17 protein-coding genes are annotated in these 16360 nt (G+C 42.4%); 8 read left to right on the plus strand and 9 right to left on the minus strand.

From position 1 onward, the window contains the following. Window positions 1-58: 58 nt before the first annotated feature. Entirely contained in the window at window positions 59-637 is a 579-nt protein-coding gene (locus N5E84_RS17255) for a malate synthase (RefSeq protein WP_013868075.1), read from the plus strand. Between the two features lie 118 nt (window positions 638-755). On the opposite strand, the gene N5E84_RS17260 is transcribed toward N5E84_RS17255, so the two are convergent. Together N5E84_RS17260 and N5E84_RS17265 are read right to left on the minus strand one after the other, a co-directional pair. Further along, on the minus strand, window positions 756-1772 hold the full coding sequence (locus N5E84_RS17260; RefSeq protein WP_069211984.1) for a GGDEF domain-containing protein: 1017 nt from the start codon (window positions 1770-1772) through the stop codon (window positions 756-758). A 23-nt stretch (window positions 1773-1795) separates the two neighbouring features. Next, window positions 1796-2827, minus strand: coding sequence for an IS630-like element ISVa15 family transposase (locus tag N5E84_RS17265; RefSeq protein ID WP_026027704.1), 1032 nt, complete (start codon window positions 2825-2827; stop codon window positions 1796-1798). A 276-nt stretch (window positions 2828-3103) separates the two neighbouring features. Between N5E84_RS17265 and N5E84_RS17270 the strand changes: the two genes are divergently transcribed. Beyond that, window positions 3104-3481: an MmcQ/YjbR family DNA-binding protein gene (locus N5E84_RS17270; protein WP_019281769.1), complete on the plus strand. Its 378-nt coding sequence runs from the start codon at window positions 3104-3106 to the stop codon at window positions 3479-3481. On the opposite strand, the gene N5E84_RS17275 is transcribed toward N5E84_RS17270, so the two are convergent. Next, complete coding sequence (locus tag N5E84_RS17275; protein ID WP_069212178.1) at window positions 3478-4395, minus strand: chemotaxis protein; 918 nt, start codon at window positions 4393-4395, stop codon at window positions 3478-3480. The genes N5E84_RS17270 and N5E84_RS17275 overlap by 4 nt on opposite strands. A 93-nt stretch (window positions 4396-4488) precedes the next feature. Continuing rightward, window positions 4489-5520 carry an IS630-like element ISVa15 family transposase gene (locus tag N5E84_RS17280; RefSeq protein ID WP_026027704.1) on the minus strand — a complete coding sequence of 344 codons (1032 nt, stop codon included), beginning with the start codon at window positions 5518-5520 and terminating at the stop codon, window positions 4489-4491. A 159-nt stretch (window positions 5521-5679) separates the two neighbouring features. Between N5E84_RS17280 and ppiC the strand changes: the two genes are divergently transcribed. Together ppiC and N5E84_RS17290 are read left to right on the plus strand one after the other, a co-directional pair. After that, complete coding sequence (ppiC, locus tag N5E84_RS17285) at window positions 5680-5958, plus strand: peptidylprolyl isomerase PpiC (RefSeq protein WP_026027858.1); 279 nt, start codon at window positions 5680-5682, stop codon at window positions 5956-5958. Between the two features lie 392 nt (window positions 5959-6350). Beyond that, window positions 6351-7004 (plus strand): LuxR C-terminal-related transcriptional regulator, encoded by a 654-nt coding sequence (locus tag N5E84_RS17290; protein ID WP_410001446.1) that lies wholly within the window; start codon window positions 6351-6353, stop codon window positions 7002-7004. Window positions 7005-7074: 70 nt separating this feature from the next. Here the strand turns inward: N5E84_RS17290 and malK are convergent, their stop codons facing one another. Then, entirely contained in the window at window positions 7075-8193 is a 1119-nt protein-coding gene (gene malK / locus N5E84_RS17295; RefSeq protein WP_017045996.1) for a maltose/maltodextrin ABC transporter ATP-binding protein MalK, read from the minus strand. Window positions 8194-8849: 656 nt separating this feature from the next. On the opposite strand from malK, the gene malE reads away from it, so the two are divergent. The 3 genes from malE (at window position 8850) to malG (ending at window position 12585) form a co-directional block, all read left to right on the plus strand. Then, on the plus strand, window positions 8850-10031 hold the full coding sequence (gene malE, locus N5E84_RS17300; protein ID WP_026027705.1) for a maltose/maltodextrin ABC transporter substrate-binding protein MalE: 1182 nt from the start codon (window positions 8850-8852) through the stop codon (window positions 10029-10031). A gap of 76 nt (window positions 10032-10107) precedes the next feature. After that, a complete protein-coding gene (gene malF, locus N5E84_RS17305) occupies window positions 10108-11682 on the plus strand; it encodes a maltose ABC transporter permease MalF (protein WP_019281771.1) in 1575 nt (524 codons plus the stop codon). A gap of 12 nt (window positions 11683-11694) precedes the next feature. Next, on the plus strand, window positions 11695-12585 hold the full coding sequence (gene malG, locus N5E84_RS17310; RefSeq protein WP_019281772.1) for a maltose ABC transporter permease MalG: 891 nt from the start codon (window positions 11695-11697) through the stop codon (window positions 12583-12585). A gap of 319 nt (window positions 12586-12904) precedes the next feature. On the opposite strand, the gene N5E84_RS17315 is transcribed toward malG, so the two are convergent. Beyond that, the gene (locus tag N5E84_RS17315; RefSeq protein WP_017045998.1) at window positions 12905-13150 is read right to left on the minus strand and encodes a hypothetical protein; all 246 of its coding nucleotides are present in this window, start codon (window positions 13148-13150) and stop codon (window positions 12905-12907) included. 93 nt (window positions 13151-13243) lie between these two features. Further along, window positions 13244-13729, minus strand: a complete 486-nt coding sequence (locus N5E84_RS17320; RefSeq protein ID WP_026027856.1) for an acyl-CoA thioesterase — start codon at window positions 13727-13729, stop codon at window positions 13244-13246. 300 nt (window positions 13730-14029) lie between these two features. Between N5E84_RS17320 and N5E84_RS17325 the strand changes: the two genes are divergently transcribed. After that, window positions 14030-14611: an acyl-homoserine-lactone synthase gene (locus N5E84_RS17325; RefSeq protein ID WP_017046000.1), complete on the plus strand. Its 582-nt coding sequence runs from the start codon at window positions 14030-14032 to the stop codon at window positions 14609-14611. Between the two features lie 3 nt (window positions 14612-14614). On the opposite strand, the gene N5E84_RS17330 is transcribed toward N5E84_RS17325, so the two are convergent. Then, entirely contained in the window at window positions 14615-15337 is a 723-nt protein-coding gene (locus N5E84_RS17330) for a LuxR family transcriptional regulator (protein WP_019281773.1), read from the minus strand. A 139-nt stretch (window positions 15338-15476) separates the two neighbouring features. Then, complete coding sequence (locus N5E84_RS17335) at window positions 15477-16238, minus strand: DeoR/GlpR family transcriptional regulator (protein ID WP_013868063.1); 762 nt, start codon at window positions 16236-16238, stop codon at window positions 15477-15479. Window positions 16239-16360: the final 122 nt, after the last annotated feature.

The following is a 16360-nucleotide window of genomic DNA, read 5'->3' on the forward strand; positions in this document are numbered from 1 at the left end:
AAGTTTGGAATAATTGCTCTAGAACACAAAATGTTGAGTTACCTATAAGGAAAAGACGATGAATATGCTGACATTCGATAAAACAGAAATCCAAAAACTAGATAAACCCTTTATCGCTGAAGCCGTCTTCGCCGTCGAGACTATCAGTGCTAATCAACAAAATGAAAAGCAGAGTAGAGCGAAGCAACTACTCGATAGATTGTTCCCTTTGGCGACGGGCTCTCATCAAGATGTGACCAGTTATGTGATCGATTACCGCCATGTGTTGGCTTATTTCAAGGATGGGCGTCATAGTGGTTTGAAGCACCCCAAACATTTTGTTGCCTTCAATGGTGAAAAGGAGTCACCATGTTCGATCTTGTTCCGTGATGGAAGTGGTAGCCATGTTGAAGTGATGTTAGGCTGCACTAAAGGGACTGGGCGCGTTGAACTGATAGAGATTAATGATATTCAGTTAGAAACGTGTACCACATTTACCCAATCGGTGGAAGAAATGCCCAGCGCCGCAATGCGCCACTGGGTAAGCCTAGTCAAAGGTGATGAAAAGGGTAAGCCTCAAGCTTGTAGTGAAGATAAGGAGTACACCGCAAAAGATGGTGAAGACTATTACTTAAACTACAGTTTTAACCTTGCTTAGGTTATAGATGCGTATTGGGATTAAATGGGGCGTGGCGCCCCTTTTACTTTTCTATCCATAAATTGAGGTTTATGGAAATTGTGATTGCTTTTCAGCTACCCATAAGAGGTTGAAGCGATTAAAGCGGCATAACACGGTTGCGGCCTAATTGTTTTGCTTCATAGAGCAGTTTATCTGTTCTTTCTATCAAAGACTCGGACGTATCACCTAGTTGTAATTCTGTCACACCAAAAGAGGCGGTAATATTACCAACTTGGTTTCCTGAGCGGCGATCCTTCACACTCATTTTTTCTATCGAACGGCGCAGTGATTCTGCAAACTGTCTGGCAATGCGCAGTGTTTTATTTGGAACAATTAAAACAAACTCTTCGCCGCCAAATCGGTAGGCGGTAATGCCATCTCGACAGCTACTCTGAAGCTTTTTAGCGATGCCTTTGATGACGGTGTCACCAAATAGGTGGCCATAATTGTCATTAAAAGATTTGAAGTGATCGATATCTAATAAGATCAGGCTTATTGGTTGCTGCGCGCTTATTAGGGTAAAGAGATCATCATTGAACGAACGGCGGTTATATAAACCGGACAATCCATCGAATAAAGCCTCTTTTTGCACCTCGGCAAGCTGCTCTTTCAGTCGATGAATTTCTTTACTGGCACTATTAAGTTGACCATTTAAAAACTGAGTTGAATGGCGAATATCTCGCGATTCAGTGACCAATTGGCGAACCACTTTCATCACCTCTTCGATCGATAAATCATCGTTTTCGACTCGTTCTAATTCACTAAAACTTTTATCAATCACTCTGGCAAATTCGCTGGTATCGGTTAGGGTATCTGACATTGAACTTGCGACTTCATTAACTAATACTTCAATGTTGTTGCGTAGCGTGCTTAAGCTGGTTTCAGAGCGCGATGCGACATAGCTATTATAGAGTTGAGAGCTTGCCGCGGGAGGACAAAGGCCAAAGTTTTCCAATACAGAATCGAGTTCTAGATTGAGTTGAGGTATGGCGTTGTCAACATAGGTATACCAAAGTGCATAGTTAGCAGGTGTCGCCGCCACATGATTTTTCATCATCAACGGTACTGCTTTTTTTAAATTGGCTGTAGATCTCTTAAAGTCGTCGCTGGTCATTATCGTAAAATTAATATACCGAATCAACTTGAAGATGCAGGCTTGAGAACCTGAAAATGATCATTAATTCGAGATGTCAAAGAGCCTGCGATCTCTGGAAGAGTCACAGAAAAAAATTGGTCTATTGCCGCCTTGAAGTCCCGTTTTCTTTTGAAGTAAACGTTGTTCCTCGACTTCTCATTCATTACTTTCCATAGCCGCTCTATTGGGTTGAGGTTTGGACTGTAAGGTGGAAGATAATGCAGTTTAATATTCAGGACAAACGCCGCATCTTTGACTAAGTCACTGCGGTGATATCCCGCACCATCTAATATGATATGAAGCTTATGGGCTAACGAATAACTCTCTCTTAACTTACAGAAAAAACGAACAATCGATTCACTGTTAATGCTCTCATAGTCGTGAACAATGGTTGCACCAATATCCGACAGGTTCAGTGCGCCAATAATGTTCAATCGGCTACGATTACCCGTTGTTTCAATCACTTTATCCTGACCAGTACGTATCCAGCCATGCGATATCTTTGTTGATAGTGTTGGGTGAACTGCATCGATAAAGACTATCGATTCATCCTCGCCACAGCTTGCCTTTAGCGCTTCATACGCCTCTATGAATGCTTGCTGTTTTGCTTCATCAAACTTGTGTGGTATGCCTTTCGGTTGCTTGTAGCTAAAACCATTATGGTGAAGCCATTTGTTCATACCAGAAACAGTATAATCAAGCCCAAACGTCTCTTTAACATAGGCGACAATTTGATGAGTATGAGAATAGGTTTTCTCAGTCAAATGCTCGATTAGGTGCATGGTTTGAATAGCAGAAAGCTTGCTTTGGCTTCCTCCATTCTCAGGCTTAAGTTTTTCAGAAAGTACGTAGTCACTGAGGTGACGTGCAACGGTCGATTCATGAATACGAAGAGCTTGTGAAATCATAGTCTGACTCCAGCCTTCAGAAGCCAGCAAAACAGCCTTAATACGGTCGCAAACTCGACTATCACGCTCAATGTCGTGCATCTGTTCGAGTTGCAGTTTCTGTTGAGGAGTCAGTGTGATTTTCATGGTTTGTAGCATGATCCTGATTCTATTGAAAATCAAGCATCTTCAATGATCACGGGTATAGACAGTCACAGATATTCATACCGCTAAGATTAGCGGATATCCCAAAGTTATGCGCTAAAAAAATGCAACTAAAGTTTGAAGTTGAATTTTTATTTACGGTGAACAATCGATTCTTGATGTAGATCAAACACAACAGACAGACATAGTAGGGGTTTTTTTATATATTGAATCGCTGAATGATTAAAATAAGTTGGTTACTGAATCAAGGAGTAATAGATGGAGATGCATGATATTGAATCGTTTTTGGAGATTTTACCTCAGGTAGAAAGTAGCTATCCGTTTGGTCCTGACGCGTTGGTTTTCAAAATTCGTGGTAAAATGTTTGCCTATACTTCTCAGTCGAGAGAAGAGCCGTTTGTGACATTGAAGTGCACTCCCGAAGATGGTGAAGTTCTGACCAGTGCCTTTTCCGCTATTCGTCCTGGTTATCATATGAATAAAAGACACTGGATCTCCGTTAAGTTAAACGGAGATGTTGACCAGATGATGTTAGAGGAATTATGTGAACGCTCTTATCAGCTTGTGGTGAGTAAACTGAAAAAATCAGATAGAGAAGCGCTTCAGGCTCTGTTTGTGCAAGCAAAACTTGATTAAGCGGTATCCTTACGTTGTTCCAGTTTTTTTGCGCCACGCAGCATCGCTTCTATTAATTCTGTTGCGTTAAATTTTTCCAAAGCTTCGTGGGCTCCGACTTGGTGAGCTCTATCCAAACAGATCTCACTGGAAAGCGAGGTATGAAGAATACAATAAGCATGGCTCAGCATTGGATCATTTTGAACCTCAAAGGCCAGTTCATATCCATCAAGGCCCGGCATTTCAATATCACTGACCAGCAAATCGATCGCACGTTGATGTTGAGCGTCTTGACGCATCAGCTCAATGGCATCAAGCCCATTTTTACAGATTTGGTAAGGGATGTTGATACTGTCTAAGGCATCTGACAATTGTTTACGTGCAATAGATGAATCATCCACCAGTAAAATACGCAGTGCTTTTAATCGTTCACGTTCAATATCAGTCAGCATCGGGATCTTAGTTGATTCATACTGTGGATAAATTTTTGAAAGTAATAATTCGACGTCAAGTAACTGCACAATCTGTTTTTGATAGCGGGTTATGCCAGTGACAAAAACGTCTTTTCCCGCCACTGCAGGTGAAGACTCGATTGTTCGCCAGTCACACTCGATGATTTTTTCAATGCTACGTACCATAAACGCAACTACGGTTCGCAGGCAGTCCGTCACGATTAAGTAGCATTGTTTATATTCGCTAGGTTGAATTGCTCTAAAGCCAATGGCGGCAGCCATATCAATGACAGGTACCGTCAAGTTACGGATAGTCACCGTTCCGATCACATGGTGATGAGAATATGGGATTTGTGTCATTGGCATGTAAGGGACAATCTCTCGTACTTTCAGAGTCCCGATAGCAAAAAGCTGTTTCTGAGTGTTCAATGTGAACATCAACATGCCTTGGGATTGGTTTGCCTTACTGGGGGGTTTAGCCATAACACCTTACTCAACGTTGTTTCTTATGCTTAATACTAAACGATCTCTTACTGACGGCAATGCGTTAAATGCAAATAAACAGTATATACCGAATCAACTTGAAGATGCAGGCTTGAGAACCTGAAAATGATCATTAATTCGAGATGTCAAAGAGCCTGCGATCTCTGGAAGAGTCACAGAAAAAAATTGGTCTATTGCCGCCTTGAAGTCCCGTTTTCTTTTGAAGTAAACGTTGTTCCTCGACTTCTCATTCATTACTTTCCATAGCCGCTCTATTGGGTTGAGGTTTGGACTGTAAGGTGGAAGATAATGCAGTTTAATATTCAGGACAAACGCCGCATCTTTGACTAAGTCACTGCGGTGATATCCCGCACCATCTAATATGATATGAAGCTTATGGGCTAACGAATAACTCTCTCTTAACTTACAGAAAAAACGAACAATCGATTCACTGTTAATGCTCTCATAGTCGTGAACAATGGTTGCACCAATATCCGACAGGTTCAGTGCGCCAATAATGTTCAATCGGCTACGATTACCCGTTGTTTCAATCACTTTATCCTGACCAGTACGTATCCAGCCATGCGATATCTTTGTTGATAGTGTTGGGTGAACTGCATCGATAAAGACTATCGATTCATCCTCGCCACAGCTTGCCTTTAGCGCTTCATACGCCTCTATGAATGCTTGCTGTTTTGCTTCATCAAACTTGTGTGGTATGCCTTTCGGTTGCTTGTAGCTAAAACCATTATGGTGAAGCCATTTGTTCATACCAGAAACAGTATAATCAAGCCCAAACGTCTCTTTAACATAGGCGACAATTTGATGAGTATGAGAATAGGTTTTCTCAGTCAAATGCTCGATTAGGTGCATGGTTTGAATAGCAGAAAGCTTGCTTTGGCTTCCTCCATTCTCAGGCTTAAGTTTTTCAGAAAGTACGTAGTCACTGAGGTGACGTGCAACGGTCGATTCATGAATACGAAGAGCTTGTGAAATCATAGTCTGACTCCAGCCTTCAGAAGCCAGCAAAACAGCCTTAATACGGTCGCAAACTCGACTATCACGCTCAATGTCGTGCATCTGTTCGAGTTGCAGTTTCTGTTGAGGAGTCAGTGTGATTTTCATGGTTTGTAGCATGATCCTGATTCTATTGAAAATCAAGCATCTTCAATGATCACGGGTATAACCGTATGTTTATTGATCTTTTGCACTCTTACATTGGGGTTGGACTCTTGAAAAGCATCCGTTACACTATTTGCAGTAGCAAATTTATTGAGAAAAATGATGGCAAGAACGGCAGCGGCTCTTCACATTTTAGTGAAGCATAAAGAACAAGCTGAAGATATTATCGCTCAGTTAAAAAAAGGAGCGAAATTTCAAACATTAGCCAGAAAATATTCTACCTGTCCTTCGGGTAAAAAAGGGGGCGATCTGGGTGAGTTTCGTCAGGGGCAGATGGTACCTCAATTTGATAAAATCTGTTTCACTGGTGAGGTACTGACACCCCATTTGGTGAAAACCAAGTTTGGTTGGCATGTTGTAAAAGTTCTATATCGGACCTAGCCTCAATAGGGTGATTTTCTCATCGATGTTGATTTTTAAAGTAATAGTCAATGAGCAGTGAGTGCCACGCTTTTTCTTAACACCAGAAGTGCGTGGTGCTTTTCATTCGTTAGGAATGACACTCGATTCTTTATCTTTTTTATTCCATTACCTTTTATAGAATGGCCTACTACACCCAAACTACTTCAAGTAGTAAGGTATATAAATAAAACAGTCATTTGTTCTCATAAATAAGAATGCACAATAACTTCATGAATTAAATGGATTTATTCATTAGGTTTTTTATTAAAATGAGAGCGGGTTATTTTGAGATATTGACTTATAGTCGCTTAACGTTAGTTTTATCAAGTGAGCGGTATGATCTAGGAGTTTAAAATGAGTGAAGAAAAAAAATTAACGTTCGATTGCTTTCTGATGTTTGTATGCAGTCTCGCTTACTTAAAGATTCGCTAGAGTCAAAGTTGCCGATTAGTATTGATATCTCTCCGCTTTGCGATACGTGGATGAATGATAACAGTCTATCATCCTATAAAATTCAATTGGTTATCATCGACTATTCTCGCGTTGATGAAAATAATTTTGCTGATTACTCAGCATTTAAACGCTTATCCTGCCCTGATGCAAAAGAAGTGCTTATTAATTGCCCGCTAGATATTGAACCTAAAATGCTCTTTAAATGGCAGAATCTTGTGGGTGTATTTTATACCAATGATCAGCTTGAATCTTTAGTTAAGGGCATGGAAAAAGTGCTTGATGATGAAATGTGGTTTAATCGAGAATTGGCTCAGGAATATATACAGCATTATCGTGCAGGTAATTCATCTATTACCTCTCAAGCTTATGCTAAATTAACGAAAAGAGAGCAGCAAATAATTAAGCTACTTGGCTGTGGTGCATCTAATATGCAAATTGCAGATGAGTTGTTTGTAAGTGAAAATACAGTAAAAACACATTTACATAATGTATTTAAAAAGATAAATGCTAAAAATAGACTTCAGGCATTATTATGGGCAAAAGATAATATTGGTATTGAAGAGTTTAATTAAATTTTATTTATTTTTAAATAAGACAGCCCCTTTGATAGGGGCTGTCTTATTTTCTTAACTGAATTTCTTTTTATTCGGCTTCGATGCCTTTTTCTTTGTAAAGGCGGCGGCATGCACGTCCATCGCTGTGGAAGAGATGGCAGCGATGCCCTGGAATACCAATTGTCAATGTATCACCTGTTTCAACGCCCAAAGTATCAGGCTGGCGGTAAATTACATCAGAATCAGAGCCTTTCAAGTTCATGTAGACTTGTGTTTCATTGCCGAGTTTCTCAACCATCATCACTTTGCCTTCAATTTTCGCGTCACCATCTTCAGCGCTCAGCAAGTGCTCTGGACGCACACCTAATGACATACGCTCGCCGCGAGTGATCGTGGTGCCATCGACCAAAATCCAAAATGAGGTTCCATTAGAGAGTTGAACTTTCACGCGTTCGGCTTCGACATCTTCGATGAATACGCTCATGAAGTTCATTTTAGGAGAACCGATGAAGCCTGCGACGAAACGATTTTCTGGGTAATGATACAACTCAAGTGGTTTGCCTACTTGTGATACGAAACCAGCATCCAAGACCACGATTTTGTCAGCCATTGTCATTGCTTCGACTTGATCATGGGTAACGTAAATCATAGTACAGCCCAATTTGCGTTGCAGTTTGGTTATCTCTGAACGCATCTGTACGCGCAGCGCTGCATCTAGGTTAGACAGCGGCTCATCAAGCAAAAAGACATTCGGTTGTGAGACTAAAGTACGCCCAATCGCGACACGCTGACGTTGGCCACCTGAAAGAGACTTAGGTTGACGTTCGAGCAAATGGCTGAGCTGGAGAATATCGGCGGCGTGCTCAACACGTTGCTCGATCTCCTTTTTATCGGCTTTGGCCAACTTTAGGCCAAAAGACATGTTGTCGAAAAGATTAAGGTGCGGGTAGAGCGCATAGGATTGAAATACCATGCCGACGCCACGTTTAGAAGGTTCAACATCATTCATTCGCTTATCGCCAATAAACAAGTCACCCGAGGTGATATCTTCTAGGCCTGCTATGCAACGCAGTAGGGTGGATTTCCCACAACCTGACGGACCGACAAAGACGACAAATTCGCCTTCTTGAATTTCTAAGTCGACATTTTTAGAAATTAATACATCACCGTATGCTTTACATACATTTTTTAACGTGACACTCGCCATAGAGCTCGTCCTCGATCAATATTTTTTATAAATCACTGCCCATCATTATATGAGTTTTCTTGCAGGCAATGACAGCAGGAATTGGGTAAGGTGGTTAATAATGTAAGAAAAAGGGTGATGTCTTCAAATTAAGGGAGTTTGAAGAAAGCATCACCCATCCATGCCAATGATTTAGTTCACTTCCCCTGCACATTGAGCGTCTCCCCCGTTATAAAATCAATTACCACGAACGCTCATTTATGACAGCAAACCAATCTAGCGATGTAAGCCAGTAAACGATGAGTTACTGGAAAAGGCTCTTACTATCCACTCTGGGATGACTGTATTTTGTGTGATGTGTGTGTTTGATACATCCTCCTAATTGAGTTTTTATAGGGGGGAGTAGCGATGGATGCGATGGAGGAGGGGTTTAAGGGCTGAGTTAGATCCAGTTCAAATAATTAATGGCTGTTAAGTGGAAGCATGTCACAAAAAGGTATTTTTTTGTGATTGAGCTCTCTAACCTTGAGCGATGATGATCACGAAAATAGTCCATAATATCGAGGGCGTAGGGCGTAGGAGGATGAGTCAAGTTAGGTTTTCTCTGATTATATATGACGAAATACGGCGAAACCTGTTGGTGAGCCCTACAACACAAAAATAAAAAGGATATGAACATGAAAAACGCCCTAAGCACAGTCGCGCTAAGTACTCTAGTTGCTCTTGGTTCGTTTGGTGCACATGCTGCTATTGAAGAAGGACAACTCACCATTTGGATTAATGGTGATAAAGGCTATAACGGTTTGGCTGAAGTGGGTAAGAAATTTGAGGCGGACACGGGTATCAAAGTGACCGTGGCTCACCCTGACGCACTTCAAGATAAATTCCCACAAACCGCAGCAACGGGTGATGGACCTGATATTGTGTTCTGGGCTCATGACCGTTTTGGTGGTTATGCAGAAGCTGGCTTGCTGGCTGAAATTAAACCTTCAAAAGCGATTCAAGAGGGTATCGTGGATTTTGCCTGGGATGCGGTGAAATACAACGGTAAAATCATCGGCTACCCAGTCGCGGTAGAATCCTTGTCTCTCATCTATAATAAAGATCTTGTGCCAAACCCACCGAAAAGCTGGGAAGAAGTGGAAGCGTTGAACGCCAAACTTAAGAAAGAGGGCAAAACGGCCATCATGTGGAACTTGAAAGAACCGTATTTCACATGGCCTCTTATGGCGGCTGATGGCGGTTACGCATTCAAATACACGATTGATGGCTATGATGTGAAAGATGCGGGTATCGCGAATAAAGGCGTAAAAGACGCGATGAACTTCGTGAAAGGCTTAGTGGACAAAGGCGTGATCTCTCCGGATATGGACTACTCTGTTTCTGAAGCTGCGTTTAACCAAGGTAAAACGGCAATGACGATCAACGGTCCGTGGGCTTGGGGCAACATTGAAAAATCAGGCATTAACTACGGTGTGACGACATTACCGAAATTTAACGGGCAATCTTCCAAGCCGTTCGTGGGCGTATTGACGGCTGGTATCAGCACCGCTTCTCCAAATAAAGATCTCGCGATTGAGTTTATCGAAAACTACTTACTCACCAATGATGGTCTGCGCATGGTCAATAATGACAAACCTCTTGGCGCGGTGGCTCTTAACTCTTTCCAACGTGAGCTTGATGCAGATACACGCATCGCCGCGACAATGGATAACGCAATGAATGGCGAAATTATGCCGAACATCCCTCAGATGAATGCATTTTGGGGCAGCGCGAAAAGTGCAATTATCAATATTGTAGATGGCCGCCAAACTGTCGATGCCGCACTGGCTGATGCAGAAAAACAAATGACTAAATAATTCGGTTTTGGTCAAGCCCTTAAGGAGAGGGTAACCTCTCCTTCATTTTACGTTTATATCGCTAGCAGGTTCTTCTATGCAGTCAGTTCAAGGTACAGATGCTTTGTCAGCACCCGAAACGGCACTTCCTTCCAGTAAAAATGTGCTCATTAAATGGGCATTATTAGGTACGGTTGGTATCGTTAACGGTTACGCCACTATTCTTATGTATTCTCGCGGTGAGCTCGCCTTTGCGCTGCTTACTCTCATTCTTACCGCTCTGGCCCTTTATATTTTCGGCAGTAAACATACTTACGCACACCGCTATATTTATCCGGGTATCGCGGGAATGATCTTATTCATCCTCTTTCCTTTGGCCTACACCGTTGGTCTGGCTTTTACTAACTACAGTGCTAAAAACCAACTCTCTTTAGAACGTGCACAAACCGTGCTGTTGGATCGAACTTATCAGGGCGGGGAAAGCTATCCTTTCACTCTATACAAAACGGAAAGTGGCTATCGAATTGCAATCGAAGATGGAGAGCAGACGCTCGCTACCGACGTATTTTCCTTAAATGGCTTATCGGTGACCGATATGGACCTTCAACCTATTGAGGGTATTGAGGGCACCAAAGAGCCGATTAAAACCATTATTAATCACCGTGCTACGTTGAGCTCAATTGATCTGCATTTCCCTAGTGGTGAAGATGTACGCATGAGTGGCTTGCGCAAGTTTGCCGCCGTATCGCCGCTTTACACCATGCAAGATGATGGCGAAACGCTGGTCAATAATCAAACAGGCGAAATACTACGGCCGAATATGGATGTTGGCTTTTATCAACCAGTGGACGAAAGTGGTCAATTTATCGGTGCGACAGTATCGCCTGGTTTTGTGGTGAAAATTGGCACACATAACTTTGAGCGTGTATGGAAAGATGACGGTATTAAAGAGCCTTTCATCAATATCTTTATCTGGACGGTCGTTTTCTCAACCTTAACCGTGATTTTCACTCTTATGATAGGGTTAGTGTTGGCTAGTGTTGTGCAATGGGAAGAGCTTAAAGGCCGCGCCGTTTACCGAGTGCTATTAATCCTGCCTTATGCTGTTCCTGCCTTTATTTCTATTTTGATCTTCAAAGGCTTGTTCAACCAAAGCTTTGGTGAGATCAATATGGTGCTCAACAGTATTTTTAGCATTAGTCCTAGCTGGTTCTCAGACCCCTTTCTCGCTAAAAGTATGGTGCTGATCGTCAATACTTGGCTTGGTTTTCCTTACATGATGATTTTGTGTATGGGTCTTTTGAAAGCGATTCCAGAGGATTTATATGAAGCATCGGCGATTGATGGTGCAGGTTTTTTACACAACTTCACCCGTATCACATTGCCGCTCATGATCAAACCAATGACTCCGTTACTTATTGCGAGCTTTGCGTTTAACTTTAACAACTTTGTGATGATTCAACTTCTGACACAAGGTGGCCCGAATATGATTGGTACTTCAGAGCCAGCCGGCTACACCGATTTACTCGTAAGCTATACCTATCGTATTGCGTTTGAAGGAGCTGGTGGTCAAGACTTCGGTTTGGCTAGTGCCATCGCAACCTTGATCTTCTTACTGGTTGGTGGGTTAGCACTACTCAACTTACGTTTTACGAAGCTGTCACAGAATTAAGGAGTAATCGTTATGGCGATGGTACAAGGTCAATCTCTCAAATATCGCTTATGGGCGACTCATGTTGCTCTGTGGACATTTTTATCGCTGATCATTTTTCCACTATTGATGGTCATTGCGATTTCATTTCGTGAAGGGAACTTTGCCACGGGCAGCTTGATCCCAGATAACCCATCTCTAGAACACTGGAAATTGGCATTAGGTTTTGCTGTCACTAATACTGATGGCTCTGTTACACCGCCGCCATTTCCGGTTCTGACTTGGTTATGGAATTCAGTGAAAGTAGCAGGCATTACTTCAGTGCTCATTGTGGCCCTATCGACAACGTCTGCTTATGCCTTTGCGCGCATGCGTTTTAAAGGTAAAGACACCATCCTAAAAGCGATGATGATTTTTCAAATGTTCCCAGCGGTACTGGCACTGGTTGCGATGTATGCACTGTTTGACAAATTAGGTCAATACATCCCATTTCTTGGCTTAAATACGCATGGTGGTTTAATTTTCTCCTACCTAGGTGGTATCGCACTGCACGTATGGACGATCAAAGGCTATTTTGAAACGATAGATAACTCATTAGAAGAAGCGGCTGCTTTAGATGGAGCTACACCATGGCAAGCCTTTAGACTGGTGCTGCTACCACTCTCTGTGCCGATTCTTGCGGTTGTGTTTATTCTCTCGTTTATTGGGGTGGTTGGTGAAGTACCAGTGGCATCTTTGCTACTTTCTGATGTAAACTCATATACATTAGCGGTGGGTATGCAGCAGTATCTTTATCCTCAGAACTATTTGTGGGGAGATTTTGCAGCAGCAGCAGTGTTGTCTGCTTTACCTATCACTGTCGTATTTTTGCTTGCACAGCGCTGGTTAGTCGGAGGGCTTACGGCCGGTGGTGTGAAAGGATAATAACGATAGGGCGACCGTGAGGTCGCCCATATTGTATTAGCTTAACGTATTTGGTTTGGCCGCCGATCAGTTAAGTAATATGCAAATCTGGCGTTACGCATAGCTGGCTGTTAGCTTTATTCCTTACTATCCAACAAACTAACAGTTTTTGTAACCAAGACCCGAGCATTGCTTGGGTTTTTTTATACCTGTATTAAAGGGTGCTATTGGTAACGCGCATGCAGTATATGATGAATTGAATGTCTCAAAAGTGAAATGGTGTTTGGATGCGACCCACATCTGAAATCTTTGTGTAACGTCGTAAAGGAAGGCTAAAAAATCAGAACTCACGGCTAGAAGGGGCGCAGCCTAAGTATTGCAAAAGGACATACAAACTCTCTTGTTGCAGCGCAACGCGGCGAAACAAATCGGCGAAGGTGTCATCTCCGCCAAAGCAGGCACGGATATAGTGGTTAATTTCTTGGGGCTGGTAGCCTTCAACGTAAAGCGTTCGGACCCAGTGATACTCAATTGACTTTGGGTCGACTAATGTCGATTCGCTCAAGGTAATCTCTCTGGGAGTCAAAGCCTTTTCCTATCATCGATGCAAAATGTCAGAGGACTCGATTTAAGCAAATAAAGATGAAGAAAAAATGACAACTGAGCGCATCATGGGTGGTTATTTTAAGTACTTAACGTGAGCTTCCATCTCTTCCCCTATCTCTTTACGCATGTTCATTAAGCGTATCGCTGATTGGCGTAGAGCAATATCTTCTGCTGTTTGCGGTACCCATTCAGGTATAGGGGTGGGCTTACCTTGCCCATCGACAGCCACCATGATGACAATACAATGGGTAGTCAGCTGGTTTTTCAACTCTTTTGGATCGCTCGCTTGCACATCAATGGCAATATGCATTGAGCTCGTTCCCGTATAAATGACTTTTGCGCTGACTTCAACGAGGTTCCCTACGTGGATAGGAGCGACAAAGCGGATCCCTCCAGCATAAGCGGTGATGCAATATTTACCACTCCAGCCTGCAGAGCACGCATAGGCCGCTAGATCTATCCATTTCATGACAGCGCCACCGTGGACTTTACCACCAAAATTCACATCACCGGGCTCTGCTAAAAAACGCAAAGTTATTGCACGTTGGCCACTACTCATTGGGGAATCCTTGTTTTTTATTAACGGAATCATAAATAACAAAGCGTTAACCAAACTGCAATATTATTTTGAATGCAGCAGATATAAAAAATCCTCTTAGTTGCCTAAGAGGATTTTTAAAGCCGAGCGGTACGAGTTATTTACTTTATGTTGTACCTTATTAAGCCAACTGAACGTTAGTTATTCAGTTGCGTTAATAATAGTTTAAACAGTATTTCGACGTAACTGTTCGATCGAACAGGTTCTATCTCTGATGAGATTGTTTAGCGTGATTTCTCCAATAACCTAAGGAGAAGTCACATGACTATTTCAATTTATTCACATACCTTTCAAAGTGTCCCTCAAGCTGATTATGTGTCATTGCTGAAGTTACGCTATAAAGTTTTTTCGCAACGCTTGCAGTGGGAGCTAAAAACAAATCGAGAAATGGAGACTGATGAGTACGACGTTCCAGAAGCACACTATTTGTATGCCAAAGAGGAACAGGGTCATTTAGTGGGGTGTTGGCGAATTTTGCCAACGACGTCGCGTTATATGCTTAAAGATACTTTTTCGGAATTACTCGGTGTGCAGCAAGCACCCAAAGCAAAGGAGATTTATGAGCTGAGTCGTTTTGCGGTCGATAAAGATCATTCGGCGCAATTGGGCGGCGTGAGTAATGTTACGCTGCAGATGTTTCAGTCGCTGTATCATCACGCCCAGCAATATCACATCAATGCCTATGTAACGGTCACATCGGCCAGTGTGGAAAAATTGATTAAGCGAATGGGGATCCCATGCGAAAGACTCGGTGATAAAAAAGTGCATCTTTTGGGAAGTACACGTTCAGTCGCTTTGCATATTCCAATGAATGAAGCATATCGTGCAAGTGTCAATGCATAAGTCTTATAAATAGGGATTGATATAGCCACCTAAAATAGCTTTAGTGATCGCTTGGTAGCGATTCGTCGCGCCAAGCTTTTTACAAGCATTACTGAAATGGAACTTCACGGTACGTTCTGACGTATTAATAATCGTGGCAATTTCCCAAGCGCTTTTGCCTTCGGCCGCCCAAGCTAAGCATTGTACTTCACGTGCGGTGAGCACCGCTCTCGGTTTTGCGTCTTTATGGTAACGGGTGATGTTGCCAATATTATGAGCCAGTAACGGTACAATGAGCTGTGAGGTATAGATACTTTGTTGATTCAAATCGTAAGACTTGGTATCTGAGGTTGCAAAACTTATCATGCCAAATTCCCCCCTAAGTCCATGGATTGGAATGCTAAATCCCGCTTTGAGTCCATTGCAACGCGCCTCTTTGAAAATGACTCGTCCATCATCATTGACCCGCTTAGCGTCATCCCAGCGAATGGGCAAAAAATTGGTAATACTGTATTTGACAATTGGATCGATATGCATGAAGCCGGATTCATCATATTGCTGTCGCCAGCTATTGGGGTAATTGTCCGTGACAAGCGTTTCACTGGTTTTTAACGTGGGTTGAAAAGATAGGCCAAAGAGGAAAAATTCATGATCAATTAAGTTATTGAGCCCATTGAGTACATTTTCCAAATCATCGTGGCTAGTGATTTGTTGGTTCTCTTGGATCAGTCTCAGAATTTTGTACATAAGCCGAAAGTTCTAGATTGCGTCGTACTATATTGGCATTTATATCAAAAAAAACCGTAACAGTACGAGCAAATAATGAAATAGTTTATCTATTTGGCGGGAAAATCTAGTTCAAATGTCGGTTTTGGCCGCAATCTATCTATACCACCTGAATGGTTACTTCATTTTCACGAGCGAATGCATCAATTTCTTCTGGTGGTTGAGCATTGGTAATGATCAAATCTACATCGGCAATTGTGCCTAGCTTAACCATGGCATTACGTCCGAATTTGCTGTGGTCGACACCGAGATAAACACAGCGACTATTTTCGATGATCGCCCGTTTGACTCTCACTTCGTGATAATCGAAATCTAAAAGTGAGCCATCATAGTCAATGCCGCTAATCCCTAAAATACCAAAATCGAGACGAAATTGTGAAATGAAATCCAAAGTGGCTTCACCCGTCACGCCACCGTCTTTATTACGCACTTCACCGCCCGCTAAGATGACATTGAAATCCGGTTTGGCCATTAAAATCGTCGCCACGTTAATGTTGTTGGTGACAATGCGCAGATTTTCGTGATTGAGCATTAATGCCCGAGCGATAGCTTCAGGTGTCGTGCCTATGTCGATAAAGAGCGTTGCGCCATCGGGAATGTGTTTGACTAGCTCGGCAGCCACTTTCTCTTTTTCTTGCTGATAAGTTACTTGGCGAGTGTGGTAAGAGGAGTTTTCAGAACTAGACGCGATGGTAGCGCCGCCGTGATTGCGTCGTAACTTATTGGCATCTGCAAGTTCGTTGAGATCTCGGCGGATGGTTTGTGGGCTGACATTGAATCGCTCGACTAAATCATCGGTACTCACAAATCCGTGTGTTTGAACTAATTCGATAATTTCTTGATGGCGTTTAACTGCTTTCACCTTAAATATCCTTATTCATTGAAGCTTAAATAGGTCAATACCTTGAATGCTTACTTTGCGTAAGGCACTCCGATTTTGTGAGTGTACGGTTTAATCGACCAAATTCAATCATTAGTGAATGG

It is taken from the genome of Vibrio sp. J502 (genome assembly GCF_025397955.1).
GTDB lineage: Bacteria > Pseudomonadota > Gammaproteobacteria > Enterobacterales > Vibrionaceae > Vibrio > Vibrio anguillarum.

Bases quoted from the DNA above. Each gene is read 5' to 3' on its own strand.
- N5E84_RS17280 (WP_026027704.1), bottom strand. From the start codon at position 5,520: ATGAAAATCACACTGACTCCTCAACAGAAACTGCAACTCGAACAGATG.
- malG (WP_019281772.1), top strand. From the start codon at position 11,695: ATGGCGATGGTACAAGGTCAATCTCTCAAATATCGCTTATGGGCGACT.
- N5E84_RS17325 (WP_017046000.1), top strand. From the start codon at position 14,030: ATGACTATTTCAATTTATTCACATACCTTTCAAAGTGTCCCTCAAGCT.
- malF (WP_019281771.1), top strand. From the start codon at position 10,108: ATGCAGTCAGTTCAAGGTACAGATGCTTTGTCAGCACCCGAAACGGCA.
- N5E84_RS17255 (WP_013868075.1), top strand. From the start codon at position 59: ATGAATATGCTGACATTCGATAAAACAGAAATCCAAAAACTAGATAAA.
- N5E84_RS17320 (WP_026027856.1), bottom strand. From the start codon at position 13,729: ATGAGTAGTGGCCAACGTGCAATAACTTTGCGTTTTTTAGCAGAGCCC.
- malK (WP_017045996.1), bottom strand. From the start codon at position 8,193: ATGGCGAGTGTCACGTTAAAAAATGTATGTAAAGCATACGGTGATGTA.
- N5E84_RS17330 (WP_019281773.1), bottom strand. From the start codon at position 15,337: ATGTACAAAATTCTGAGACTGATCCAAGAGAACCAACAAATCACTAGC.
- N5E84_RS17265 (WP_026027704.1), bottom strand. From the start codon at position 2,827: ATGAAAATCACACTGACTCCTCAACAGAAACTGCAACTCGAACAGATG.
- N5E84_RS17270 (WP_019281769.1), top strand. From the start codon at position 3,104: ATGGAGATGCATGATATTGAATCGTTTTTGGAGATTTTACCTCAGGTA.
- N5E84_RS17275 (WP_069212178.1), bottom strand. From the start codon at position 4,395: ATGGCTAAACCCCCCAGTAAGGCAAACCAATCCCAAGGCATGTTGATG.
- N5E84_RS17260 (WP_069211984.1), bottom strand. From the start codon at position 1,772: ATGACCAGCGACGACTTTAAGAGATCTACAGCCAATTTAAAAAAAGCA.
- ppiC (WP_026027858.1), top strand. From the start codon at position 5,680: ATGGCAAGAACGGCAGCGGCTCTTCACATTTTAGTGAAGCATAAAGAA.
- malE (WP_026027705.1), top strand. From the start codon at position 8,850: ATGAAAAACGCCCTAAGCACAGTCGCGCTAAGTACTCTAGTTGCTCTT.